This is a genomic window from Micromonospora sp. MH99, assembly GCF_021442385.1.
Classification (GTDB): Bacteria; Actinomycetota; Actinomycetes; order Mycobacteriales; family Micromonosporaceae; genus Micromonospora.
Genome location: NZ_MUZA01000001.1, coordinates 278,479 through 303,949 on the forward strand (window position 1 = coordinate 278,479; position 25,471 = coordinate 303,949).

A 25,471-nucleotide genomic window follows, 5' to 3' on the forward strand; every position below is an offset into this window, starting at 1 on the left:
TCGTGGTTGATCGGATCGCCGAGCCGTGGGGCGAGCGGACGCCGTACGGGCCGGGGGATGAGTGGCCGGTGCGGGTGGACCGCTATCTGGCCGACGGGCGTACCGATGCCGACGTGGACCGGTGGGTGCAGTCGGCGTCGGTGCTGCACTCCAACGGCGACGCCATGGACATCGCGGTCGCCGACGGTCGGATCGTCGGCGTGCGGGGTCGGGCGGTGGATCGGGTCAACCGGGGCCGGCTCGACCCCAAGGACCTGTACGGCTGGCAGGCCAACCACAGCCCGGACCGGCTGACCCGGCCGCTGGTCCGCGACGGCGACCGTCTCGTCGAGGCGGACTGGGACACCGCCATGGGCCGGATCGTGGCCCGCTCGCGGGAACTCCTCGACTCGCCGGGCGGCTGGGGACGCTTCGGCTTCTACACCTCGGGCCAGCTGTTCCTGGAGGAGTACTACACGCTGGGCGTGATCGGCAAGGCCGGGCTGGGCACCCCGCACATGGACGGCAACACCCGGCTGTGCACCGCGACGGCGGCGGCGGCGCTGAAGGCGAGCTTCGGCACCGACGGGCAGCCCGGGTCGTACACCGACGTCGACCACTGTGACGCGATCGCGCTGTGGGGCCACAACGTCGCCGAGACGCAGACGGTGCTGTGGATGCGCATGCTGGACCGGCGACGCGGGCCGAATCCGCCGGCGATGCTGGCGGTAGACCCCCGGGCCACCCCGGTCGCCCGGGAGGCCGACCTGCACCTCGCGGTCCGCAACGGCACGAACGTCGCCCTGCTGAACGGGTTGCTCCGCGAGATCATTCGGCGCGGCTGGTACGACAGCGACTACGTCGACGCGCACACCATCGGCTTCGACGAGCTGTGCCGGATCGTCGACGGCTACCCACCGCGCCGGGTCGCCGACATCTGTGACGTGCCGGCCGCCGACGTGGAACGCGCCGCCGAGCTGCTCGGCACGTCCCAGCGGCTGCTGTCGACCGTGTTGCAGGGTTTCTACCAGTCGAACCAGGCCACCGCCGCGGCCTGCGCCGTCAACAACCTGCACCTGCTCCGGGGCATGATCGGGCGCCCCGGCGCCGGGATCTACCAGATGAACGGCCAGCCGACCGCGCAGAACACCCGCGAGACCGGCGCCGACGGCGACCTGCCCGGCCTGCGCAACTGGGACAACGAGCGGCACATCGAGGAGCTGGCCCGGCTGTGGAACGTGGATGTCGACACCATCCCGCACTGGGCGCCGCCGACGCACGCCATGCAGATCTTCCGGTACGCCGAGCAGGGCTCGATCAAACTCCTGTGGATCAGCGCCACCAACCCGGCGGTGTCGTTGCCGGACCTGGCCCGGATCCGGCGGATCCTCGCCAAGCCGGACCTGTTCGTGGTGGTCCAGGACCTGTTCCTGACCGAGACCGCCGAGCTGGCCGACGTGGTGCTGCCCGGCGCCACCTGGGGCGAGAAGACCGGCACGTTCACCAGCGTCGACCGGACGGTGCACATCTCGGACAAGGCCGTCGACCCACCCGGCGAGGCGAAGCCCGACCTGGACATCTTCCTCGACTACGCGCGCCGGATGGACTTGCGCGACCGCGACGGGCAGCCGCTGATCCGGTGGACCGGCCCGGAGGAGGTGTTCGAGGCGTGGAAGGAGTGCTCGCGCGGCCGGCCGTGCGACTACACCGGCATGACCTACGCCAGGCTGCGCGGCGGGTCCGGCATCCAGTGGCCCTGCACCGACGAGCACCCGGACGGCACCGAACGGCTCTACGCCGACGGGCTGTTCCCCACCGACCCGGACTACTGCGAGACGTACGGCCAGGACCTCGCCACCGGCGCCGAGTTCACCGAGGCGGAGTACCGGGCCAAGGAACCGAACGGACGGGCGTTCCTGCACACCGTCGACTACCAACCCTCGCCCGAGGTGCCTGACGAGGACCACCCGATGCTGCTGAGCACGGGCCGTACGGTCTACCAGTTCCACACCCGCACCAAGACCGGCCGGGCGCCCCAGCTCGACCGGGCGGCCCCGGACGTCTGGGTGGAGCTCAACCCGGCCGACGCCGACCGGCTCGGTATCGCCGAGGGCGACGTGGTCGGCATCTCCTCGGCGCGCGGCGCCATCCAGGCCCGCGCCCGGCTGTGCGGCATCCGCCCCGGCGTGGTGTTCCTGCCGTTCCACTACGGCTACTTCGACCAGGACCCCGCCGACCGCACCCCACGGGCGGCGAACGAGCTGACCATCACCGCCTGGGACCCGGTCTCCAAGCAGCCCATCTTCAAGGTCGCCGCCGTCGCGGTGGAGAAACTCGCCGACGGGCGGGGCGTACCCTCGCCGGCGCCGACGACCGGCGGCAGCGCGCCGCCGGCGGACGCCGACGTGCCCGCGACCGTCGGCGGACCGGCCGCCGAGGCCACCAGCGGGAAGGAGTGAGCCGTGCACCTCGCCCACTATCTCGGCCTGCTGCACCGCGCCCAGGTCAATCTCGCCGAGGCGTTCCGGCAGGTCGGCGACGCGCATGCCGAGGAACCCGACGTCCACCACCTCTGCCAGCAGCAGGCGAAGCGCTGTGCCGCGTACGCTGAGCGCCTGCGCCCGTTCGCCGCCCGCTACTCCGAGGACGCGCCCGCCGAACCCGACCGGCTGCACTCGCAGTTGTTCACGGGCACCCGCACCGGCGGCATCGGTCTGCTCCGCGATCTGCAGGATCTGTACCTGATGGCCGCCGAGTGTGACATCACCTGGACCGTCGTGGGCCAGGCCGCCTACGGCGTGCGCGACAAGGACCTGCTCGCGGTGGTGCGCGAGTGCGAGGGGGAGACCGCCATCCAGCTCAAGTGGCTGCGGACGCGGATGAAGTCCGCCGCGCCGCAGGCGCTCGTCGTGGCGGACTGATCGGCCGGCACACCGGGGACGTACGGCCTGGGACGACGCCGACTGGCGGCCAGCGGAAAACCTCATTACGGTGTGACTGGGTCAAGTCACGCGCCCGTCCTGTCAAGGATCTCCAACGGGAGGCGTGTGCCCATGACCGACCGCGTAGAGATGGCGCTCCCGCCTCCGCGGGCGACATCGACCCGCTCAGCTCGTCGCTACCCGGGTGGGTTGTGGGCGCTGGATGCCCCGGAACGGCCCTTCTCCGTGGCTCGCCACACCGAGCCCGTGAACTCGTCTGCCGCGTTCTCCGCCGACCGGCTGATCGTCGCCCCGGCGGGCTACGTCGACATGGACACCGCCCCGCTGCTGGGGGCGGCGCTGACCAACGCCCTGGACAGCCACCCCGACGTCTGTTGCGATCTCGCGGCTGTCGACTTCTTCAGCGCCGCGGGGGTCCACGTCCTGCTCCTGGCCGCCGACCGGGCCAAGCGGAGCGGTTCCCGCTTCTCGGTCCGGGGCGCCGGCGGCATCACCCGGCGTGTCCTGCGGATCACCCAGGTGGAGCACCTGTTCGAGTGAAGCGTGTTCCCGCTGCCCTGCCATCGAGTCGGCTTCGGTCCTGCGTGGCATCGGTCGACGCCACGCAGGACCGTCGCGGCGTCAGCCGGCCGTGCAGGAGCGGATCTGCGGTCGGGCGCTGCTGTTGCCGTTGAACATCGTGGTGAAGCCGAACGTGTTGCCGCTGCCGTTGGGGCGCACGGTCATGACGTAGCCGCTGCTGTCCCAGGTGGCGTTGCCGTTCCAGATGGTGGAGACCTTCTGCGGCGCGGTGAGGGCGACCACCACCGTCCAGGTGCTGGTGCCGCTGACGGTGACCGAGGTGTTGTACCGGTCACCCCAGACGTTCGGCGTCGTCGCCGTCGCCGTGCAACTGCCGCCGGACGGGGGCGGGGTCGTGCTGCTGGGCGGGGGAGTCGTGCTGCCCGGCGGCGGGGTCGCGCCGTCGGGTGCGACCGCGCGACCGGTGGACGGCGAGATCATGCCGGGGCAGAGATTGCGGCTGGTCAGGTTGGCCACGATCTGGCCGATGGCGTCCCGGGTGTTCTGGATCCCGTCGTGCATGAGGATGACCTGGCCGGCCTGGAGACGGCTGGCGTTCGACACGATCTGGCTGACGCTCGCGCCGTTCCAGTCCTGTGAGTCGACGTCCCAGATCACCTGCCGCATCCCGAGCGACGAGGCGACCGACTGGAGGGTCGAGTTGGTCTCCCCGTACGGCGGCCGGAACAGCTGCGGCCGGCTGCCGGTCGCGGACTGGATCGCCGAACTCGTCTGGGACAGGTCGGACTGCATCTGGGACTGGCTCATCGACGTCATGTGGGCGTGGCTCCAGCTGTGGTTGCCGACCCACATGCCGGCGGCCACCTGTGCCTGCGCCGCCGACCTGTTGTTCTGCGCGTTCTGCCCGATGTTGAACATCGTGGCCCGTACGCCGTTGGCGCGCAGCACGTTCAGCAGGGCGCTGGTGCTGCCGGTCGGACCGTCGTCGAAGGTGAGCCCGACGTAGCCGTTGCAGGTGGCGGCGCTCGACGGGGTCGCGGTGGCCACGACGACGACGCCGCATGTCGCGACGGCGGTGGCGAGGATGGACAGCACCGCACGGAGTCGCCTCGACCGTACGAGCGTGCCAGCGGAGACAGTGCTCATCTGTGCCCCTTCTACCGGGTCGGACGCGCCCCGGTGTGTGCGGGCGGCACGGTCCGGTCCGGACGTGTGGGTGGTGGGTGGGGAGATCGACCGAAGCTCGCCGGGAAGCCGGATCGCATCGACCAGAATGGATCGGAGTATTGCAGCGAGAATTCCAACGCGTCAACAATTTCCGGAACCCCTGGCCGGAGCCGTCCGGAGCCGCTCTCGTGCTCGACGTGACCCGGGAGCAGCCGGGATGTCGGCGCAATCGCAACCAGGTGCTCGCAAAGGCCGGACCTTTCGGCCTCGATTCAGGGAGTCCGAGAGCGCTCGATCCGGAAATCTCCCGGAACTCTCGGCGGAGATCCGACCAATCGATGGCGGCCGTGGCCGAGGCGCCTGTTGTCGGCTGATTGATCAGGGTCCTGGCCAGGTCCGACAGGCCGCGCGGTGGGCGACACTCGCCAGGTGATTCCGCAATGTTTCCGATAAACGTTGACAGTGCGCCGACGCGCTACCAATACTTCCGCCATCGACAGACCTTGACGGATGTCGATTCGGGTCGCTCGCGGCGACCTGGTCTGCCGGGCGGCGACGGCAGCCGGCCGCACCTTGGCCAACGGTCTCACGCAGGGCGAGCTGACCGCCGGCCGGATCGCCCCGCACGGCGGGCTGGGCGGTCCGGCCGCCGGGTCGGATCACGTCGGCGCCCCGCGCGCCTGTCCCGACCGGCGGCGGCGACCCCGTTGATCGGTTTGTCCCCGATCGAACGACATCGTTTGACATGTGCCGCGAATCCATCTTTGATGGTCGATGTTGCTTCTCGTCGGTCCGGTCGGGCGCTGGGTCGTCCGGCGTGGGGTCGGGCCGTTCGATGCCCCGACCCTGGAGGACGGATGCGAAACTTCGCCCGAGTCAGACCACGACGGCTGGTGCCGGCGTTCGCCGTGGCGGTGCTGCTGGCCGCGGCGGTCGGTGTGCCGGCGTCGGCGGCGGGCCCGTCGACAGTCGTCGGTGTGGCGTCCGGTCGGTGCCTGGACGTGGTGGGCAACTCCCGGACACCCGGCGCCGGCATCAACATCTACGACTGCGTCGGCCAGGCCAACCAGGCCTGGACGTTCACCGCGGCCGGCGAGTTGCGGGCGTACGACGCGACGATGTGCCTCGACGTGGTCGGCCAGGACACCAGCGCGCCGGCCGCGCTGCAGATCTACGGCTGCACCGGCGGCGCCAACCAGCGCTGGCGGATCAACGCCGACGGGAGCATCGTCGGTGTCCAGTCCGGACTCTGTCTGGACGTGACCGGCGGCGGCACCGCCAACGGCACGACTGTCGGCCTCTGGACCTGCAACGGGCAGGCCAACCAGCGCTGGACGTCATCGCTGGGCAGCACCGACAGTCAGCCGCCCACGCCGCCCGGCAACCCCCGGGTGAGCGGGCTGACCTGCAACTCGGTGACGTTCGCGTGGAACGCCTCGACGGACAACGTCGCGGTGGCGTTCTACGACATCTACCACGATGGCCAGCTCATGACCTCGGTGAACGGCGGCACCCTGTCGGCCAGCCTCACCGTCGTCCCCGGAGCGACCTGGGGCCTGTACGTCAACGCGCGCGACGCCGCCGGCAACGTGTCGCAGGCCAGCGCCACCGTGACGATCACGCCGCCGCCCTGCCAGGCCGACACCGTGCCGCCGAGCACGCCGACGCAGCTCACCGGCACCGCGTCGGGGACCACTGTGACCCTGCGGTGGACCGCGTCGAGCGACAACGTCGGGGTCCGGGCGTACGACGTCTACCGCAATGGCGTGAAGATCGGCACCGTCACGGGCGCCCCGCCGGCCACCACCTTCACCGACAGCGGCCTGGCGGCGAACACCATGTACCAGTACCAGGTCCTCGCTCGCGACGGGCAGGACAACGCCTCGGCGCGCAGCGCCTCCGTCGCGGTGAGCACCGGCGGCGCCTGCGCCAACCCGGTGTGCACGGTGCGGCAGGTCACCACCGACACCGACGTCCCGTGGGGCCTGGTGACGCTGCCGGACGGCACCGTCCTCTACAACCGCCGCGACGCGCACGACATCATCCACCTCAACCCCACCACGGGGACGAAGACCACAGTGGGCACCGTGCCGAACGTGCAGAGCACCGACGGTGAAGGTGGTCTGCTGGGCCTCGCGATCTCGTCGAGCTTCGCCAGCGACCGGTGGCTCTACATCATGCACACCTCGCCGAGCGACAACCGGATCGTCCGGATCAAGATGGAGAACGACCGGCTCACCACCGCCAGCGAACAGGTCCTGCTCAGCGGGATCCGGCGCAACAAGTACCACAACGGCGGCCGGCTGCGCTTCGGCCCGGACGGCAAGCTGTACGCCAGCACCGGCGACGCGCAGAACGGCGCGTACGCCCAGGACCGCTCCAGCCTCGAGGGCAAGATCCTGCGCCTCAACCCGGACGGCGGCGTGCCCTCGGACAACCCGTTCGGCAACTACGTGTGGAGCTACGGTCACCGCAATCCGCAGGGGCTCGCGTTCGACTCGCAGGGCCGCCTGTGGGAGCAGGAGTTCGGCAACTCGATCATGGATGAGACCAACCTGATCACGCGGGGCGGCAACTATGGCTGGCCGGCCTGCGAGGGCACCAGCGGCACCTGCGGCACGGCCGGCTACATCGCGCCGGCCCGCACCTACCCGACCGCCGAGGGCTCCTGCTCCGGCATCGCGATCGTGCGCGACGCGCTCTACGTCGCCTGCGCCCGCGGTACGCGGATGTACCGCGCCGTGATCAGCGGCAGCAGCCTGACGAACGTGCAGACGTACTTCAGTGGCACCTACGGCCGGTTGCGGACGGTGGAGCCGGCGCCCGACGGGGGACTGTGGCTCACCACCACCAACACCGGCGACAAGGACAGCACCCCGAACAACAGCAACGAACGCGTCCTGCACGTCACCCTCGGCAACTAGCGCGCACGTTCACCGACGGCCACCGCGACCCTCCGGTGGCCGTCGGCGGACTCCCGGCGCGGACGCGCTGCCCGTCAGGTCCGCTGTGCCGCGGCAACGGCGGCGGCCGCGACGGCCTCGCCCCAGCGCCGGGCGCGCTCGCGTTCACCGTCCGCCAGCGGGCCGGGGGTGCCCACGACGTGGAAGCTCTCGGACGGGACGAGCAGCCGGCAGCCGAGCCGGCGCAGCCGACGCTCCGCCTTGCGGGCGGCCGAACCGCTGAACGGCTTGTCGACCTTGGTGTCGAACACCGCCGCCGCGACACCGTGCAGATCCGCCGAGGCGTCCATCCACTCCCGCAGGCCGACCGTCGCGGCGTCCCTGCGCGTGGCCCCCTGCCGTACGGCGTCCTGCCGGGTGGCCGGCCGGCTCAGGCCGAAGGCATGTGTGGGACCACCCACCACGATGACGTCCATGCCGCTCACCATGGGCATCGCGCCGATGTCGGCGATCGTCACCTCGGCGTGGCGAGCCATCCCGTCCGCGACTGCCCGCGCGACGGCCTCGGTGTTGCCGAACATCGACTCGTACATCACCAGCGCCCTCATGGTCTCCACGCTCGTCGCGGTCGGCCGGCTCGGACAGGGCCGGGTGGCCCGTCCCGGCCGGGACCGGCGGCGCGGCCGAAGGGCCGCACTGCCTGGTGTGCCTCCCTGAGGTTCGGCGAGCGTTCACTCTCCGCCTATGGCGTGGCCATCGCCGGTGCTGCCCTCCCACCTAGCCTCACCTGCGCATCTGCACCCCAAGAGCTGAGGTTTGCACCATGTCCCTGCGTCACGTTCTGGCGGGCCTCGCCGTTCTGCCCGCGCTCGCCGTTCCGGTAGCCGCGCACGCGTCGACAGTCGACAGCGCCAGCGCGCTGCACCCCCAGAAGACCCACTTCGACCTCCAGGCCCACCGCGGCGGCATCGGCATGACCACCGAGGAGTCGCTGGAGGGCTTCGGCAAGGCGATGCGCCTCGGTGTCACCACGCTGGAGCTGGACACCCAGATCACGAAGGATCAGAAGGTGGTCGTCAACCACGACCGCCAGATCAGCGCCCAGAAGTGCGCCGACACCGCACCGGTCCAGGCCGGCGACCCGATGTACCCGTACGTCGGCAAGTACATCAAGGACCTCACCCTCGCCCAGCTCAAGACCATGGACTGCGGCTACCAGCAGCTTCCGGGCTTTCCCGAGCAGGAGCAGGTCAAGGGCTTCCGCATGGTCGAGTTGAAGGACGTCCTCGGCCTCGTCAAGAGCTACCAGGCCAAGCAGATCACCCTCAACATCGAGACCAAGGTCGAGGCGGGAGCGCCCGAGCAGACCGCGCCGCGTGAGCTGTTCGTCCGGCGGGTCTTCGAGGAGATCCACGCCTCCGGCATCGAGAAGCAGGTCACCATCCAGTCGTTCGACTGGGGTGCGCTCAAGGCGATGCACCGGCTCGCGCCGAAGTGGCCGCTGGTGGCCCTCACGAATCACGACTTCCTCCAGGTCGGCCAGCCGGGCGCGTCCCCCTGGCTGGGCGGGATCGACGCTGACGACTACGACGGTGACTTCGTGAAGGCGGCCGCCGCCATCCCCGGCGTCACCGCCCTGTCGCCCAACTACGGATTCCCGCAGAACGGGACCATCGGCGACCCGAACTTCCGCTTCTACCCGGACGCGACGATGGTGGCCGAGGCGCACGCCCGGGGCCTGAAGATCATTCCGTGGACCTGCGACGACCCGGCAACCGTGTCCGCGTTGATGGACATGGGCGTCGACGGGGTCATCACCAACTACCCGAACCGGGTCCGGGAGATCATGGCCGAGCGGGGCATGCGGCTGCCGAAGAGCTACCAGCCCCGCCACTGACCCGCACGCCCGATCCGGGGCCGGTCCCGTGAGCTGCCAGGCGCGCTCGCGGGGCCGGTCCCGTCCGGCCGGGGTGCCTCGGCGCGGCCGGCGAGGGGTCGGTGAGCCCGGTCAGGCCGGATGCTCAATGAGCCTCCTCGGATTCCCCCTCCGCTGCACCGGGACGCCGCTCGGGCGGTGGGCGCCGCCCAGCTCCGTCGTCCACGGCCGGGCCTGCGCGGCCGGCGCCCGCCACCGGGCCAGTGCCCCGGCCGACGAGTTGGCGTGCTGGCCGCCGCCGGCCCCGGCGGGCCCCGCGTCGCTGTCGGTCGCCTCGCCGCCGGCCGGCGCGATGCCCAACTCCCGCATCCGCTCGACGTACGTGCGGTAGCGCCGCTGCGCCTCGCCGTGCCGCCCGGCCGCGCGCAGCACCTGCACCAACTCCAGGTGGGCGTCCTCGTCGTACGGGTCCCGGTGCACCAGCCGCATCAGGTAGACCAGCTTCTGGTCCGTGTCCGAGGCGTGCTGGACCAGAGCCCGCAGCACGCTGGTGTGGGCGACCTGCGCCTCCTCGCGCAGCGGCTGCGCCCAGTCCTCGTACGGGTCGTCGGCGAGGAAGTCCCCGCCGTACAACTCGTCGGCCCGGACCAGCGCGCGGGCCGCGTCCGGGTGTCCGCCCCGCAGGGCGACCTGCGCCTCCTCGGCGGCGGTCAGGAACGTCTCGACGTCCACGTCGATCACGTCCAGGTCGATCGCCACCGAACCCCGCTCGGCCAGCACCGCGCCCCGGCCGCTGGTGCGGCGGCCGGTGCCGAGCACCCGGCGCAGCGTGGACAGCAGCACCGACAGCCGGTTCGCGGTACGCGACGGTGACTCGTCCGGCCAGAGCAGCTCCATCAGCCTGGCCCGGGGCACGGCGCGTCCCCGGTGCGCGACGAGGATCTTCAGCAGGTCCCGTGCCTTCTTGGACTGCCACTCGCCGTACGGGACGACCGCGCCGGCCCGGAACACCCGGAAGTCACCCAGCGTGTGGATGACCACCGCCGGTACGCGCAGCGTGATCGCGGTGAGCCCGTCGGCGACGCCCGGGTCCAGGCGTACCCCGCAGCGGCGCAGCTTCTGCCCGGCGCCCTCGGCGCCACGGCGGGCCTGCCGCCCCTGCAGTCGCGCGGCGATCAGCGCGACGGTGGCCTCCTCGGCCGGGTCGCCCAGTTCCCGGCAGAGCGCGGCGGCGTCGTCGAGCAGCCCGGCGGACGCGCGCGGGTCGTCCGCCGCGAGCACGGTGAGTTGAAGCGCCTCGACGAGGGTGGCGCGTCGCCGCCCGACGGTCGCGCCGGTGCGGGCCTCGGCGGCGTCGAAGTGGGCGGCGGCGGTGTCACCGCGCAGCAGCGCCACCCAGCCACGGGCCAGCAGGGCGTACGGTCGTTCGGGCTCCCGGGCCATGGTGACCGCCCGTTCGGCGAGATCCTGCGCGGCGCACAGGTCGTCGGCCGCGCGGATCCGCGCCAGTTCGGCCAGGACCCAGGCGGGCGAGACGATGCGCGGCTGACCGCTGCCCACCGCGGCCAGGGCGCTCTCCAACGCCTGCCGGGCCTGCCGCGGCTCCCGCCGGCGGCGGTGCACCATCCCCAGGGCGGCGAGCGAGATCGCCTCGTCGGCGGCGACTCCCGCCAGTTCCCGCAGGCGAAGCCCTGCGGCGCCGTCGGCGAGGGCCTCCTCCAACCGGCCGAGCTGACACTTCGCCACCGCGGCGAGGGTCAGCGCGTACGGCTCGAAACCCGTGTCGCCCGCCACCTCGGTCAGTCGGACGGCCGCCTCGGCGTGCCGCAGCGCGTCGGTGGCGTCGCCAGCCCACAGCAGGTGGCCGGACAGGTCCAGGTGGACCATCAACCGCAGCAGGTCGGCGTCCGCGCGGCGCAGCCCGTCGGTCGCCTCCGCGCGCTCGTGGGTCGCCGTCGCGTCGCCGGTGGCGGCGGCGAGCAGCACGACCATCCGGGCGTACGCCCGGTGGGCGGTGGGGACGCCGCACGCGTGGGCGGCCCGCGCCGCCTCCTCGACGTCGGCGCTGGCCCGCTCGATGTCGTCGTCGAGCAGGTGGTGCACGGCCGCGTGGCAGTACATCTGCACGGCGTGTGGGCCGGTCGCGCCGATCGGCGCGGTCGCCAGGCGGGCCGCCGCCAGGTGCGGTTCCCCGGCGAGGTGGTGCCGCAGCGCCGCGCGCCAGATCTCCGCGACCGGCGCGTCGGCCGGGTCGGGTGTCGCGGCGAGGAGGTCGGGCTGGGTGGCGAGCCACAGGTGCGCGGCCGCGCGGTCGCCGGCGGCGGCGAGGTGACGCAGCGCCCGCCCCGGGTCACCACCCGCAGGGTGTCGTTCCGCTGTCGATACCTCGTCCCCACCTTCGCTGCGAGCCGGCGTCGACGGGCGCCAGGCATGGTTGACATTGTCTCCGGACATTCACCGCTCCTGTGTTCTCTCGTGGAGGCTCAGGCGAGCGAAGAGACAACCGGGCACTACGAGTCGTCGCCCCCGGCGTGGCTTCCCCCCGGGCACGATCATTGTCTTCATCGAGCGGCATCGCCATAACCAAAAGAGTCGGTGTACTTACTGACTGCAATGCGCTATCGGCATAAAGGCGCACTCAGGTTTCCCTCAGACCGCCGCAACGGCACCCGAACGGCCCCTACAAGCAACTGGCACGGGCCCGGTCCAGACTTCCCGGCATTGCGTGTCACCCGCCGATCGGAGCTGAGATCCGATGACCGAACAGACAGTTCGCCCTGGCCTTTCCGCCTTTTGGGAACGACAGCTCACGGACCTTCCGGAGCCGCCGGACCTGCCCTTCGCGCCATCCACCGACCCCGCCGTGGACACCCCCGCCGAGTTGCCCTGCGACCCGGTCGAGCCGCAGGTCAGCTCGCTGGCCGGCCTGTTCGCGCTGCTGCACCGCTGGGTCGGTGGCCGGGACCTGCTCGCCGAGACGCCGGCCGCGCCGACCGGCTCGGGACGATGGCTGCCCGTGCGGGTCCGGTTGCCCGAGGATCCCACGTGGACCGAGCTGCGGGACCTGGTCCGAACGGCTCTGCGCGAGGCCCGGGAGCACGATGCGGAATTGCCCGAAACGGTTCCCGACTATCGGCCGGTGGTATCGATTAGCTCCGATCAAGCGTCTCCCGGTTTTCGGGGTGCGGTGCGGCTGTTGATCGACGACACCGACGAACGGCCGGCGGCCACGGTGAGCCACCCGCACGCGACGTCGATCGGGGCGGCGCTTGCCGTGCTTCTCGCCCGGGCGCAGGAGCGGCCCGGCGCCCGCCTGTCCGACCTCCCGCTGCTCGACCCGGCGACGGAACGGCAGGTGGTGATCGACTGGAACGCCACCGACACCGACTACCCGCGCGAAAGGTCGGTGCCCGACCTGTTCGCCCAGTGGGTGCGGCAGACCCCGGACGCGCCCGCGCTGCGCGACGGCGAGCGGATCCTGGCCTACCGGGAGGTGGACCGGCGTGCCAACCACCTGGCGGGGCGTCTGCGCCGGCTGGGGATCGGCGCCGAGACGCTCGTCGGCATCTGCCTCGCCGACACGACCGCCTGGGTGATCGCCGCGTTGGCGACGCTCAAGGTCGGCGCCGCGTACCTGCCGCTGGACCCCGGATACCCACCGGAACGGCTGGCGTTGATGTGCCGCGACGCCACACCGGGAGCGATCCTGCACACCGCCGCGCTGGCCGACCGGCTCCCGGACGACGACACGCCCCGGATCGTCGTGGACCGGCTGCCGGCCGACGACGGCCCGGCGGACCCGCCGGCGGTGGCCATCCACCCCGACCAGCTCGCGTACGTGATGTACACGTCGGGCTCCACCGGCCGCCCCAAGGGCACCGGCGTAAGCCACCGCAACATCGTCCGGCTGGTCCGCGACACCAACTTCGTCGACGTACGCCCGGACGACGTGATGGGACAGGCCGCCACGATGTCGTTCGACGCGGCGACACTGGAGGTGTGGGGCGCCCTGCTCAACGGCGCGTGCCTGGCGGACCTGGACATCAACGACGTGATCGTGCCGGACCGGTTGCGCGCCCGGCTGCGCGACACCGGCGTGACGATGATGTTCCTGGCCACGTCCGTGGCCCGCCAGGTGGCGACCGAGGCGCCGGACGCCCTGGCCGCGCTGCGCTACCTGACGTTCGGCGGCGAGCAGGCCGACCGGACGGCAGTGGACCGGCTCCGGGCGGCCTGCCCGGACACGACGCTTGTCAACGGGTACGGCCCGACCGAGGCCACCACCTACACCACGACGTACGACTGCGCCCGGCTCACCGCCGCGGACCCGATCGTGCCGATCGGCGGCCCGGTCGCCAACACCCGGGTGTACGTGCTGGACCAGCTCCTGCAACCGGTGCCGCCCGGGGTGCTCGGTGAGCTGTTCATCGGCGGGGACGGGGTGGCCCGCGGCTACCTCGGCCGTCCCGACGCGACGGCCGAGAAGTTCGTGCCCGACCCGTTCGGGCCGCGCACCGGTGGTCGCCTCTACCGCACCGGCGACGTGGTGCGGCAACGCCCGGACGGGTTGATCGAGTTCGTCGGCCGCTCCGACCACCAGGTCAAGATCCGCGGGTACCGGGTCGAGCCGGGGGAGGTGACCGAGGTGCTGCGCGCCGGTGGGCTGCTGCGGGACGCGATCGTGCGCGCCGACCGCGACGCCGCGGGCGACGCCCGGCTGGTCGCGTACGTCGTGCCCGACGACGGGGTGCGCGTCGAGGCCGTCCGGGAGCGGGCCCGCGCGCAACTGCCCGACCACCTGGTGCCGGCCGTGTTCGTGGTGGTGCCGCGGCTGCCGCTCAACCGTAACGGCAAGGTGGACGTCGCGGCGCTGCCCGCGCCCGACGCCGCCGCGACGGGCGACGACGACGCCGCCTTGCGGACACCCACCGAGCGGGCGGTGGCCGAGATCTGGCAGGACGTCCTCGGCGTGCCGGTGCGCCGCCGCGACGACGACTTCTTCGACCTCGGCGGACGGTCCCTGAAGGCGACCCGGGTCCGCTCCCGGCTCGCCGCCGCGATCGGCGCGGAGGTGCCGCTCCGGCTGATCTTCGACCACCCGACAGTGGCCGGGCTTGCCGCAGCGGCCGAGGAGATCAGCGGGGTGCCCGTCGAGCCCATCGAGGCGGCCGTGCCGGTCCCGGCGGACGGGCCGCCGCCCGCCGACCTCGCCGGCCTGCTGGACCAGCTCGAACAGGGGATCGCCCGATGATCGGAGCCCTCACGCCCGGGCAGTTGCGCCAGCGCGTGGAAGCCCTGCCACCCGAGCGGCGGCGGGCGTTCCTCGCCGCGATCCGCGCCGACGGCGACCGGTACGGCATCCACCCGCTCACCGCCGCCCAGGAGTGGATGCTGCTGCTGGCGCAGCTGCGCCCGGACAGCCCGGCCTACCACGTGCCGTACCGGGTCGACCTGCGCGGCGACGTGGACGTGGCCGCGTTGCGCGGCGCGCTCGACGAGGTCGTGGCGCGGCACGAGGCGCTGCGCACGGTGTTCGTGCCGCTGGACGGGCAGTCGTACCAGATGGTCCTGCCGCCGACCGGCCTGCCGCTGGTGGTCGAGGACGTCACGCCGGAGCGGATCGACGGGTACGCCGCCGCCGAGGCGGTACGCCCGTTCGACCTGGCTCGGGGGCCGCTGGTGCGGGCCACCCTGTGCCGCACCGGCCCCACCGACTGCACGCTGCTGCTGTCCCTGCACCACGTGGTGTGCGACGGCTGGAGCATGGGTCTGCTCTTCGAGGAGCTGTCGACGGCGTACGCCGAAGTGCGGGAGGGACGCCGTCCGGCGCTGCCGCCGGCGCCCCGGGACGTACCGGCTGCGCTGGCCCAGGACCTGCTGCTCGGCCCGACCGAGCTGGCCCGACGCCTCGACTGGTGGCGCGACGCGTTGGCTGGCGCACCGCCGGGGCTCGACCTGCCCACCGACCGGCCCCGCCCGGCCGAGCTGGAGGACGCCGGCCACGAGATCGAGTTCTCCTGGCCCCCGGAGCTGGCCGACCGGGTCGCCGAGGCGGGCCGCCGCACCGGCGCGACACCGTACATGATCTTCGCGGCGGCCTGGGCGGCGTTGCTGCACCGACGCAGCCAGCAGCCGGACCTGCTGATCGCCACCCCGGTGGCGAACCGGCAGACGCTCGACAGCGAGACCGCTGTCGGCTTCTTCGTCAACACCCTGGTGCTGCGCAGCCGTGTCGACAGTCGACTGACCTTCGCCGCGCTGCTGGACCGGCTGCGGGACTCCGCGCTGACCGCGCTGACCGACCCGGTGCCGTTCGACGCCCTGGTGCAGGAGCTGCGCCCGGTCCGCGACGCCGGCCGCCACCCGCTCGCCCAGGTGATGTTCGCCGTCGAGGACGGCTGGGAGCAGCGGCTGACCCTGCCCGGGGTGAGCGTGCTGGCCAGCGGTGAGACGCACACCGGGACGTCCATGTTCGACCTGACGCTTACCGTCATCCCGTACGACTGCCGCATCGACGGGCGGATCGAGTACCGGACGAGGCTCTTCGACGAGTCCACCGCCCGGGCGCTCGCCGACCAGCTCGACACCCTGCTCACCGCCGCGCTCGCCGCCCCGGACACCCCCGTGGACCGGCTGCCGCTGCTCGACGCGACCGCCGGACGGGACCTCATCGACCGCTGGGCCGCCACCGCGCCCGCGCCCGCGCCCCGGGACCAACCGACCCTGCCCGAGCTGGTCGCCCGCCAGGCCGCGGCGGCACCGGAGACGGTCGCCCTGGCGTACCGCGATCAGGCCCTGACCTACCGGGAGCTGGACGCGCGGGCCGACCGCCTGGCCCGGACCCTCGCCGCCCGGGGCGTGCGGGCCGAGACGACGGTCGGGGTCTGCCTGCCCGCCGGCCCGGACTGGGTGGTCACCTTCCTCGCCGTGCTCCGGGCCGGTGGGGTCTACCTGCCCCTGGATCCGCAGTTGCCGGCGGCCCGGCTGGCGCACCTGCTCACCGACTCCGCCGCCGCGCTGGTGGTCACCACTGCCGACGCGGAGTTGGCGCTGCCCACCACCGACGTGCCGCTGCTGCGTCTCGACGAGCAGCCGCCGGCCGTCGACGCCGCGCTGCCGACCGCCGTCCACCCCGACGCCGCCGCCTACCTGATCTACACGTCGGGCTCGACCGGGCTCCCCAAGGGCGTCGTCGGCACGCACCGGGGGCTGAGCAACCTCGCCGCGGCGCAGGCCCGGCTGGTCGGCGTGGAGGCCGGCGACCGGGTCCTGCAGTTCCACTCGATCAGCTTCGACGTGGCACTGTCCGATGTGGTCACCGCGCTCACGGCGGGCGCGACGCTGCGCCTGCTCGGCCCGGACGAGCGCACCCCCGGCCCCGACCTGGCCGCCGCGCTCACCCGGCACCGCGTCTCGGTGGCCGACCTGCCACCGGTGGTCCTCGACGCGTTGGACCCCGCCGCCGTTCCCGACCTGCGGATACTCACCGTCGGCGGCGAACCCTGCGCCCCGGACGTCGCCGCCGCCTGGTCGCGCGACCGGCTCCTGATCAACGGGTACGGGCCGACCGAGGCCACCGTCACCGCCACCGCCGCCCGCTGCGCGCCCGCCGACACCGAGCTGCCGATCGGCCGGCCGCTGACCGGGGTCCGCGCCTACGTGCTCGACACCGAGCTGCGGCCGGTGCCGCCCGGGGTGCCCGGCGAACTGCACCTCGGCGGCGCCGGGGTGGCCCGCGGCTACCACGGCGACCCCGCGCTCACCGCCGGGCGTTTCCTGCCCGACCCGTACGCGCCGACACCGGGCGAGCGGATGTACGCCACCGGCGACCTGGTCCGCTGGCGTGCCGACGGGCAACTGGTCTTCCTCGGCCGGGCGGACAACCAGGTGAAGATCAACGGCTACCGGATCGAGCTGGGTGAGGTGGAGGCCCAGCTGCGGCAGTGCGCGGGGGTGCGCCGGGCCGCCGCCGTGGTACGGACCGACGCGCCCGGCGGTCGACGACTGGTCGGCTATCTCGTCGGCGACGGGTTGGCTGTCGACGAGCTGCGCCAGAGTCTGCTGCGGCGGTTGCCCCGCTATCTCGTGCCGAGCGCCTTCGTGGTGGTCCCCGACCTGCCGGTGACCGCCAGCGGCAAGCTCGACCCGTCCCGGTTGCCCGCCCCTACCGTGGCCCGCGCCGACCTCGGCGCCGCGTACGTGGCACCCGACGGCGCTGTCGAAAGGGCCATCGCCGACACCTGGCGGCAGGTCCTCGGTGTCGACGACGTCGGCGCGGACGACAACTTCTTCGACCTGGGCGGCACGTCACTGCTGCTGGCGCGGGTGCAGACCCGACTCAGCGAACGGCTCGGCCGGCCGGTGCCCGCCGTCGAGCTGTTCCGCTACCCGACGATCGCGCTGCTGGCCCGGTTCCTCGACGGCACGGCCGCCCCGACCACCGCCCCGACAACCGCACCGGCCGGCGGCCGGCGACGGGACGAACGCAAACAGGCGCTGGCCGAGCGGGCTCGCCGGGCCCGCCCGGTGCCGGCGGGGGAGGGACGAGCGTGACCGACCAGGAGACCGGACTGGAGATCGCCATCGTCGGGATGGCCGGCCGCTTTCCCGGCGCCGCCGACGTCGACGAGTTGTGGCGGCGGATCCTCGCCGGGGAGGAGACCATCACCCGGTTCACCGACGCCGAGTTGGCGGCCGCCGGCCTCACCGAGAAGGAGCGGCGACACCCCGACCACGTGCCGGCGCACGGCGCGCTGCCGGACATCGACCGGTTCGACGCCGGCTTCTTCGGCTACTCGCCCCGCGACGCCCGGCTTCTCGACCCGCAACAACGACTCTTCCTGCAGACCGCCTGGACCGCCCTGGAACGCGCCGGTCACCTCGCCGGGAACCCCGACCGGCTGGTCGGTGTGTACGCCGCCGCCGCTGCCAGCGGCTACCTCCTGCACCACCTGTTCCGCAACCCGCGGCTCGACTCGGTCTCCGAGTACGAGCTGATGCTCGCCAACGACAAGGACTCACTGCCCACCCGGGTGGCGTACCACCTGGACCTGCGGGGACCCGCCGTGGCGGTGCAGACGGCCTGCTCGTCGTCGCTGGTCGCCGTGCACCTCGCCGTGCAGGCACTGCTCGCCCGCGAGTGCGACGTCGCGCTCGCCGGCGCCGCGCACGTCCTGTTGCCCACCGGCACCGGCTACCGGCACGAGGCCGGCGGCATCATGTCCCGCGACGGGCACTGCCGCCCGTTCGACGTGCGCGCCACCGGAACCGTGGGAGGCGACGGCGCCGCAGTGGTCGTCCTGCGCCGACTGGCGGACGCCCGCGACGACGGAGACACGGTGTACGCCGTGATCCGCGGCTCCGCGATCAACAACGACGGCCGGATGAAGGTCGGCTTCACCGCGCCCGGTGTGGACGGGCAGGTCGCCGCGATCCGCGCCGCCCAGGAGGTCGCCGAGGTCGACCCCGCCACCATCGGCTACGTCGAGGCGCACGGCACCGGCACCGAGCTGGGCGACCAGATCGAGCTGCGCGCCCTGGCCGAGGCGTTCCGGGGCGCAGACGCGAGCCCGGGCACGTACGACGGTCGGGGCGCCGACGAGAGCCGGTGCGCGCTCGGCTCGATCAAGTCGATCCTCGGTCACCTCGACGTCGCCGCCGGGGTGACCGGGCTGATCAAGGCCACGCTGGCGCTGCACCACAAGGTGGTGCCGCCCAGCCCGTACTGCACCGAGCCCCACCCCGAGCTGGCCGGTGGACCGTTCCACATGCCGACCACCGCGCAGCCCTGGCCGGACCTGGGCACGCCGTCCCGGGCGGCGGTCAGCTCCTTCGGCATCGGCGGCACCAACGCCCACGTCGTGCTTCAGGCCGCCGACCCGGCGGACCACAGCCCCGGCGACGACCGGTCCGCGCATCTGCTGGTGCTCTCCGCCCGGGACGCCGACGCGCTCGACCGGGCCCGCGACCAGCTCGCCACCCACCTGAGCGAGCACACCGACGTGCCGCTGGCCGACGTCGCGTACACCCTCGCGCGCACCCGACGGGAGTTCGGCCACCGGCTCGTCACCGTCGCCAGTGACGCCACGACCGCCGCCGCCCAGCTCGCCGACCGGGGGTCGGCGCTGGTCCGCACCGGCGTCGCCACCGGTACGCCGGCCGGCGTGGCGCTGCTCTTTCCCGGCCAGGGCGTGCAGTACGCGGGGATGGGCCGCACCCTCTACCGCACCGAGCCGGTCTACCGGGCGGCCTTCGACAGCTGCGCCGACCTGCTCCGCCCGCACCTCGACGTGGACCTGCGGACCCTGCTCTGCCCACCCGGCGACGCGGTCCCGGCCGCACCCGAACTCGACGAGACCCGGCTCACCCAGCCGGCCCTGTTCGCCGTCGAGTACGCCCTCGCCGAACTGCTGCGCCACCACGGCGTACGCCCGGCCGCGATGGCGGGACACAGCCTCGGCGAGTACGTGGCCGCCTGCCTGGCCGGCGTCTTCACCCTGCCCGACGCGCTCGCCACAGTCGCCGTGCGCGGCCGGCTCATGCAGGCCCAGGCCCCCGGGTCGATGCTGTCGGTGGCTCTCGGCGTCGACGAGGTGACGGCGCTGCTGCCCGCCACAGTGGAGGTGGCCGCCGCCAACGCGCCCAACCTCACCACCGTCTCGGGCGAGACCACCGCCGTCGCCGCGCTCGCCGCCGACCTGCGCGGGCGAGGGGTGGCCTGCCGGGAGGTACGCACCTCCCACGCCTTCCACTCGGCCCTGATGGACCCGGCGCTGGCCGGTTTCGCGGCGCACCTGCGGGAGGTGCCGTTGCGCCCGCCCACCGTGCCGGTCGTGTCGAACGTGACAGGCGGCTGGCTCACCGACGACGAGGCCACCGACCCCGACTACTGGGTACGGCAGCTGCGCCGCCCGGTCAACTTCACCGCCGCCGCCACCCTGCTGCTCGGAGAGCAGTATGCGTTGCTGGAGGTCGGCCCGGGTCGCACCCTCGCCACCCTCGTCCGCCAGCACGACGGCGCACGCGCAGTGCCGGTGCTGACCAGCCTGCCCGCCGGTCGCACCCCGGCCGGCGAGGACGATGCCGTCGCCCTGGCCGTCGGCCGGCTCTGGCTCGCCGGGGCGCCCCTGCGCTGGCCCGACGGCCGCGCCGACGGACGACGACGGGTGCCGCTGCCCACGTACCCGTTCGCGCGTGAGCGGCACTGGGTCGACGCGTACCGGCCCGAACCCGCCGCCCCGGCCGCGGTCACCCCGGTCACCGCGTCACCGCCGCCGGTCTCGGCGGAATCGACGGCGGCCTCGACGGCGATCGCGCCGAGCGACGAGCCGTACGAGGTGGTGCGGCGGATCTGGGTGGACCTGCTCGGGGTGGACGAGATCGGCCCCGACGACGACTTCTTCGAGCTGGGCGGGCACTCGCTGCTCGGCACCCGGGTGGTGGCGCGGCTGCGCGACGCGCTCGGCGTCGACCTGCCACCCGCTGCGATCTTCGAGTCACCCACGCCCGCCGCGTTGGCCCGTACCGTCGCCGCGCTGGCGGGGCCGGCGCCCGCCGTACCCCCGGCGGTTTCCCCACCCACGGACAGCGACCTCACCGACCTGCTCGCGGAGATCCGGGCGCTGTCCCCGGAGAGCCTGGCCCGCGAGCTGCACCTGGCCCGACACGAGGAAGGCAACCCCGATGGCTGACGAGCACCGCGTGGTGATCAACGACGAGGAGCAGTACGCCCTGTGGCCCCGGCACAAGGAGGTACCGGACGGCTGGCGGGATGCCGGCTGCGCCGGCAGCCGCGAGGAGTGCCTGGACTTCGTGACGCGCACCTGGACAGACATGCGCCCCCGCAGCGTGCGGGAGCACCTCGCCGCCGGCTGAACGTCCGGCTTGGTGGTGGCCGGGCTTGGTGGTGGCCGGGCTTGGCCCTGCCGGGCGGTGGCCGTGCCGGGCGGTGGCCGTGCGGGCGGTGGCCCTGCCGGGCGGTGGCCGGGCGGGCGGTGGCTCGCCCGAGGGTGGCAGGTGCCCTTTGCTGCCTGTCGAGCTGCCCCAGAAATGGGGCAGCTCGACAGGGCCGCAGGGGAGTGGGGCCGCCCCCTCGTAGGGCTCCTGTCGCGCGGGCGCTCGCGGTGCCGGGTTCTGGCGCGGCCGGGCGCTCGCGGGGGCTGGACGCCGGTGTCGGGCTTTCGCGGCATCGGGCGCTTGAGGCGCTGGGCTCACGCCGCGCTGGGCTCACGCCGCGCTGGGCTCACGCCGCGCTGGGCGCTTCCGGTGGCCGGGCCTCGCGGTATCGGGCTCGCGGGTCGAGCGTTCGCGGTGCCGGGTCGAGACGGTGGCGAACTGTCAATGTTATGTTGACGCGATGACGACGCCGTTGGTCGGCCTGGCTGAGGTGCGTGCCGCTCGTGCCCGCCTGGACGAGCGGGAGGCGGAGCTGATCGACCGGGCGCGTCACGACGGCGCGACCTGGGCGCAGGTCGCGGCGGCGCTCGGGCTCGGCAGTCGGCAGGCCGCCGAGCAGCGCCGTCAGCGCCTCGCGGCCGCTCGGCGTGCGCGGCGGCAGGACCTGGATCGGGGCTACTCGCCGCAGATCGCGGCGTTGCGAGCCGCGGTGGCCGAGGTGGGGCGGTGGATCGCGACGGACCGGCGGTGGGACTCCCGCTTCCGTCGGGCGGCTCTCGTGCGGAACACGGTCGACGCGGCTCTGGACGCCGACCCGGGCTCGCTCTACGCGCTGGCGCTGCACCTGCGGACCGATCTCGACGGCGCGGGCGACCGGCTGCCGCCGCCGGTGCGAGCGGTCGCGACGACGTTGACGACCGCGTTGTCAACGCAAGATTGACGTCTGCCGACGGCATTGCCTGAGTGCGGCTCAAGAATCAGGATGTGAGTCAATTCGACTCAACCTGGAGGGCGCATGCGGCGCAACGCGGGTCTGTTCGTGGCGATCTCGATACTGTCCGGCTTCGGCAGCAGCGCCATGTCCCTCGTGTCCGGCATCTGGATCCTGGACCTCACCGGCTCCACCGGTCTGGCCGCCCTCGCCGGGCTCTGCGTGTACGCCCCGGTGCTCGCCGGCCCGTGGCTCGGCGGCCTGCTCGATCGGGCGTCGCGACGACCGCTGGTGATCGCCGTCAACCTCCTGCTGGCGGCCGCGCTGCTGACGCTCCTCGCCGTGCGTGGCCCGGGGCAGACGTGGGTCATCTTCGCCGTCTCGGGCGCTTACGGTGTCAGCTACGTGCTGATCGACGCGGGGGAGACCGCGCTGCTGCCGTCCGCGCTGTCGGCCTCGGAACTCGGCGATGTCAACGGGTGGCGCTCCAGCGCGCAGGAGGGCATGAAGCTCGTCGCGCCCCTGGCCGGCGCGGGCCTGTACGCCTGGCAGGGCGGCCACGCGGTCGCCGTGCTGAGCGCGGCGATGCCGGTCCTGGTCGCCGTCCTCTACCTGGCGGTCCGCCTGAACCGGACGCCACCCGAGCGACCGACGCCGCGGGACCATGACCTCCGTACCGGGCTGGCAGTCCTGATCGGACAGCGGGCCACCCGCGTGCCGGTCCTGCTCGCGGCGACGTCGATCGCCATGTCCGGCTTCGGGACCGCCGCCGTCTACGCGATCGTCGTCGCGGAGCTGCGTCTGCCGACGACCTTCCTGGGCGTGCTGGCCGGCGCCCAGGGCGCGGGCTCCATCCTGGGTGGACTGGTAGTCGGCCGGTTCCTCACCCGACGGGGTCCCGTCGCCGTCGGCGTCGCCGGCACCGTGCTGTTAGCCGTGGGTTGCCTGGCCCGCTGCCTACCCTGGTGGCCGGCCACGGTCGCGGGCGCCGTCGTCGCCGGCATCGGGCTGCCGTGGACCCTTGTCGCGGCGGTGACCGCCGTGCAGACGCACACCCCGGCGGCGCTGCTCGGCCGGGTCGCCGCGACTGCCAACACCGCGATGTTCGGCCCGCTCGTCCTGACGATCCCGCTCGGCTCCGCCGCCGTCCACCTCGGCGGCCGTCCACCGCTGATCGCCGCCGCCGTGCTCTGCCTGGCCGCCGCGGTCACCCTGCGCGCGCCGAAGCCACGACAACCCGAGGAGAGCGCCCCGCTCGTGATCGTTGGCAGCTGAGCGGTATGACACGCCGGCCCCGCCACCGCTCAGCCGCCAACGATCACGGCAGACGGATGCACGAGGTCAGCCGTCAACGACGCCGTGTGGATCGCGTACCGGATGGGTGGCCTGGAAGGCGAGCCGGCGGTCCGCGTCGGCGGCGATCCGGTCGAGGACGTCGTCCAGGTCCAGGAACACCGACCATCTCTCCCGGCCGGTGGCGTCGGCCAGGCGGTCGACGAGCAGCCCTTCCAGATCGGTGACCCGCTTGCCCTTCCACACCTTGTCGGCCAGGCTGACCAGCAGATCGTCGACGCCTATGCCGTCCTGCTGCCACGAGGCGTGGGTGCGTGCGAACCGGGCCAGCGACGGCGCGACACCGTGGCGCAGCAGCAGTTCGTAGCCGGCGGGTTCGTGCGACGAGCCGGGCCCGGACAACTCCTGCGGGTGCAGGACCTTGCCGATGTCGTGGGTGGCGGCCCCGAACAGCACCGCCGATCGGTCGACGGGCAGCTGCGGAAACCCGTCCGCCAGCGCGTCGGTGAGCTGTGCGGCGACATCGTGGACGGCGCGCAGGTGCGCGGCCAGGCGCGGTGGCGCGTGCACCGTCTCCAGCATCGCGACGACCTGGTCGGGGAGGGGCCGCAACACCGGGTCGCCGGGTGCGGTGAGGGCGCGGCGCAGAGCAGCGGAGATCACCGCGCCAAGGGTACGACGGACTGCGGGGGCCGAGATCGATTCGTGGCCGTACCGCCGCTGGAGAGGTATCGGCAGTCGTTAACGTTTCGTCATGCGTCCAGCCCTGTCGCCCCACCCACCGTCGGTTGACCCACCTCCGAAGGCCCGGCGCACCACGTGGATCGTCGCGGGCGCCGTCGTCGTCGCGTGCCTGGGCGCACTGGCCCTGCCCGTCGGCGGCTTCCTGCTGTGGATGTACGCCGGGCCGGACGTGGACGAGCCGCGTGCGGCGGCCGACCAGTTCGTCAGTCGACTGGAGAGCAACGACGACGCCGCAGCGCACGAATCCCTGTGCCGGGAGATCAAGGCACGGACCGACCTGGCGGCGTTCACCGCGGCGGTGGAGCGCCTCGGCCGGCCCGTGTCGCACACCATGGTTCGGGCGGCCTTCGGGGACGAGGCCGGAAGCAGCGCCTTCGTGACCGTCGAACTGACCGGCCGGACGGGTGAGACCAGGACGCTCGACCTGTACCTGGAGTCGGAGACCGGCTGGCAGGTGTGTGACCAGAAGGTCTTCGGCTGACCGTCGCCTCACTCCTCGGCGAGGTGGTCGGGGGACTCCAGGGCGGCCTTCACGGCCTGCAGGAACGCGACCGCCTCCCGGCCGTTGACCACCCGGTGGTCGTAGACGGCGCTGAGGTTGACGAACCGGCGCGTCACGACCTGACCGTCCGCGTCCAGCGCCAACTCGTCCTGGGTGCCGCCGATCGCCACGACGCAGGTCTGGCCGGGAAAGACGATCGGCCCGGCGAGCACCACGTCGGGGTCGGTGTGCAGCGAGACGACGATGGTCCCGCCGGCCAGCTCGCCGGCCCGGAAGCCCTCACCGCCGGCCCGGGACCGGAAGTCCATCAGCGTCTCGGCGATCTCAGCGCAGGTCAGCTCCTCCACATCGCGGACCACCGGGATGAACAGCCCCGTACCGACGTCGATGGTGACGCCGACGTGGGCCGCCTCGGCCAGTCGTACGCTGGCGCCGTCGCCGGGTGCGGCGAAGAGCAACGGGTGGTCCTCGCGCAACCCGCCGATGGCCTTGACCAGCAGCTCCGGCAGGCCGACCAGGGTGCGGGTGGAGCGGGTGAGCTGCCGGGCCACCGCGAGGGCGGCGTCGGCGCGGACCTTGATGACGGCGAGCGCCGCCGGCACCTCCCGGTGGGACTCGGTGACCACCGCGGCGACGGCGCGCTGCGCGCGCGAGAGCGCGTGCACCGGGCGCGGATCGTCCGGCTCCGGGCCGTCGCCGGCCGCCAGCGCGGCGGCC

18 protein-coding genes are annotated in these 25,471 nt (G+C 73.1%); 13 read left to right on the forward strand and 5 right to left on the reverse strand.

Annotated elements, in window-relative coordinates; genetic code table 11:
* The first annotated feature begins 2 nt into the window (after nucleotides 1–2).
* The 3 genes from B0E54_RS01260 to B0E54_RS01270 all read left to right on the forward strand — a co-directional run bounded on the left by B0E54_RS01260 (nucleotide 3) and on the right by B0E54_RS01270 (nucleotide 3,461).
* On the forward strand, nucleotides 3–2,438 hold the full coding sequence (locus B0E54_RS01260) for a molybdopterin oxidoreductase family protein (RefSeq protein WP_234581222.1): 2,436 nt from the start codon (nucleotides 3–5) through the stop codon (nucleotides 2,436–2,438).
* A 3-nt stretch (nucleotides 2,439–2,441) separates the two neighbouring features.
* Complete coding sequence (locus B0E54_RS01265) at nucleotides 2,442–2,900, forward strand: hypothetical protein (RefSeq protein ID WP_234581223.1); 459 nt, start codon at nucleotides 2,442–2,444, stop codon at nucleotides 2,898–2,900.
* 267 nt (nucleotides 2,901–3,167) lie between these two features.
* The gene (locus B0E54_RS01270) at nucleotides 3,168–3,461 is read left to right on the forward strand and encodes an STAS domain-containing protein (RefSeq protein ID WP_234581225.1); all 294 of its coding nucleotides are present in this window, start codon (nucleotides 3,168–3,170) and stop codon (nucleotides 3,459–3,461) included.
* Between the two features lie 81 nt (nucleotides 3,462–3,542).
* On the opposite strand, the gene B0E54_RS01275 is transcribed toward B0E54_RS01270, so the two are convergent.
* The gene (locus B0E54_RS01275; RefSeq protein WP_234581226.1) at nucleotides 3,543–4,589 is read right to left on the reverse strand and encodes a polysaccharide deacetylase family protein; all 1,047 of its coding nucleotides are present in this window, start codon (nucleotides 4,587–4,589) and stop codon (nucleotides 3,543–3,545) included.
* Nucleotides 4,590–5,120: 531 nt separating this feature from the next.
* Here B0E54_RS01275 and B0E54_RS01280 point away from each other — a divergent pair.
* Together B0E54_RS01280 and B0E54_RS01285 are read left to right on the forward strand one after the other, a co-directional pair.
* Nucleotides 5,121–5,321: a hypothetical protein gene (locus B0E54_RS01280; protein WP_234581227.1), complete on the forward strand. Its 201-nt coding sequence runs from the start codon at nucleotides 5,121–5,123 to the stop codon at nucleotides 5,319–5,321.
* A gap of 146 nt (nucleotides 5,322–5,467) precedes the next feature.
* Nucleotides 5,468–7,534 (forward strand): PQQ-dependent sugar dehydrogenase, encoded by a 2,067-nt coding sequence (locus B0E54_RS01285; RefSeq protein ID WP_234581230.1) that lies wholly within the window; start codon nucleotides 5,468–5,470, stop codon nucleotides 7,532–7,534.
* 74 nt (nucleotides 7,535–7,608) lie between these two features.
* On the opposite strand, the gene B0E54_RS01290 is transcribed toward B0E54_RS01285, so the two are convergent.
* Nucleotides 7,609–8,121: a flavodoxin domain-containing protein gene (locus B0E54_RS01290; RefSeq protein ID WP_234581231.1), complete on the reverse strand. Its 513-nt coding sequence runs from the start codon at nucleotides 8,119–8,121 to the stop codon at nucleotides 7,609–7,611.
* A gap of 215 nt (nucleotides 8,122–8,336) precedes the next feature.
* Here B0E54_RS01290 and B0E54_RS01295 point away from each other — a divergent pair, with 215 nt between their 5' ends.
* Nucleotides 8,337–9,410: a glycerophosphodiester phosphodiesterase family protein gene (locus tag B0E54_RS01295; RefSeq protein ID WP_234581232.1), complete on the forward strand. Its 1,074-nt coding sequence runs from the start codon at nucleotides 8,337–8,339 to the stop codon at nucleotides 9,408–9,410.
* Between the two features lie 111 nt (nucleotides 9,411–9,521).
* Here B0E54_RS01295 and B0E54_RS01300 read toward each other — a convergent pair whose 3' ends face one another.
* Nucleotides 9,522–11,843 (reverse strand): BTAD domain-containing putative transcriptional regulator, encoded by a 2,322-nt coding sequence (locus tag B0E54_RS01300; RefSeq protein ID WP_234581234.1) that lies wholly within the window; start codon nucleotides 11,841–11,843, stop codon nucleotides 9,522–9,524.
* Between the two features lie 409 nt (nucleotides 11,844–12,252).
* Here B0E54_RS01300 and B0E54_RS01305 point away from each other — a divergent pair, with 409 nt between their 5' ends.
* The 6 genes from B0E54_RS01305 to B0E54_RS01330 all read left to right on the forward strand — a co-directional run bounded on the left by B0E54_RS01305 (nucleotide 12,253) and on the right by B0E54_RS01330 (nucleotide 23,490).
* On the forward strand, nucleotides 12,253–14,640 hold the full coding sequence (locus B0E54_RS01305) for an amino acid adenylation domain-containing protein (protein ID WP_234581236.1): 2,388 nt from the start codon (nucleotides 12,253–12,255) through the stop codon (nucleotides 14,638–14,640).
* A complete protein-coding gene (locus B0E54_RS01310; protein ID WP_234581238.1) occupies nucleotides 14,637–17,942 on the forward strand; it encodes a non-ribosomal peptide synthetase in 3,306 nt (1,101 codons plus the stop codon). The genes B0E54_RS01305 and B0E54_RS01310 overlap by 4 nt, the downstream gene beginning before the upstream one ends.
* Nucleotides 17,939–21,079 (forward strand): type I polyketide synthase, encoded by a 3,141-nt coding sequence (locus B0E54_RS01315; RefSeq protein ID WP_234581239.1) that lies wholly within the window; start codon nucleotides 17,939–17,941, stop codon nucleotides 21,077–21,079. The genes B0E54_RS01310 and B0E54_RS01315 overlap by 4 nt, the downstream gene beginning before the upstream one ends.
* Entirely contained in the window at nucleotides 21,072–21,263 is a 192-nt protein-coding gene (locus B0E54_RS01320; protein WP_234581241.1) for an MbtH family NRPS accessory protein, read from the forward strand. The genes B0E54_RS01315 and B0E54_RS01320 overlap by 8 nt, the downstream gene beginning before the upstream one ends.
* 481 nt (nucleotides 21,264–21,744) lie before the next feature.
* A complete protein-coding gene (locus B0E54_RS01325) occupies nucleotides 21,745–22,224 on the forward strand; it encodes a hypothetical protein (protein WP_234581243.1) in 480 nt (159 codons plus the stop codon).
* 75 nt (nucleotides 22,225–22,299) lie between these two features.
* Nucleotides 22,300–23,490, forward strand: a complete 1,191-nt coding sequence (locus B0E54_RS01330; RefSeq protein WP_234581244.1) for an MFS transporter — start codon at nucleotides 22,300–22,302, stop codon at nucleotides 23,488–23,490.
* A 66-nt stretch (nucleotides 23,491–23,556) separates the two neighbouring features.
* Here the strand turns inward: B0E54_RS01330 and B0E54_RS01335 are convergent, their stop codons facing one another.
* Complete coding sequence (locus tag B0E54_RS01335; RefSeq protein ID WP_234581246.1) at nucleotides 23,557–24,171, reverse strand: HD domain-containing protein; 615 nt, start codon at nucleotides 24,169–24,171, stop codon at nucleotides 23,557–23,559.
* Nucleotides 24,172–24,262: 91 nt separating this feature from the next.
* Between B0E54_RS01335 and B0E54_RS01340 the strand changes: the two genes are divergently transcribed.
* Nucleotides 24,263–24,733, forward strand: coding sequence for a hypothetical protein (locus tag B0E54_RS01340; RefSeq protein ID WP_234581247.1), 471 nt, complete (start codon nucleotides 24,263–24,265; stop codon nucleotides 24,731–24,733).
* A gap of 8 nt (nucleotides 24,734–24,741) precedes the next feature.
* Here the strand turns inward: B0E54_RS01340 and B0E54_RS01345 are convergent.
* The coding region (locus tag B0E54_RS01345; RefSeq protein WP_234581248.1) for a 2-oxo acid dehydrogenase subunit E2 at nucleotides 24,742–25,471 on the reverse strand (730 nt) is incomplete at its 5' end.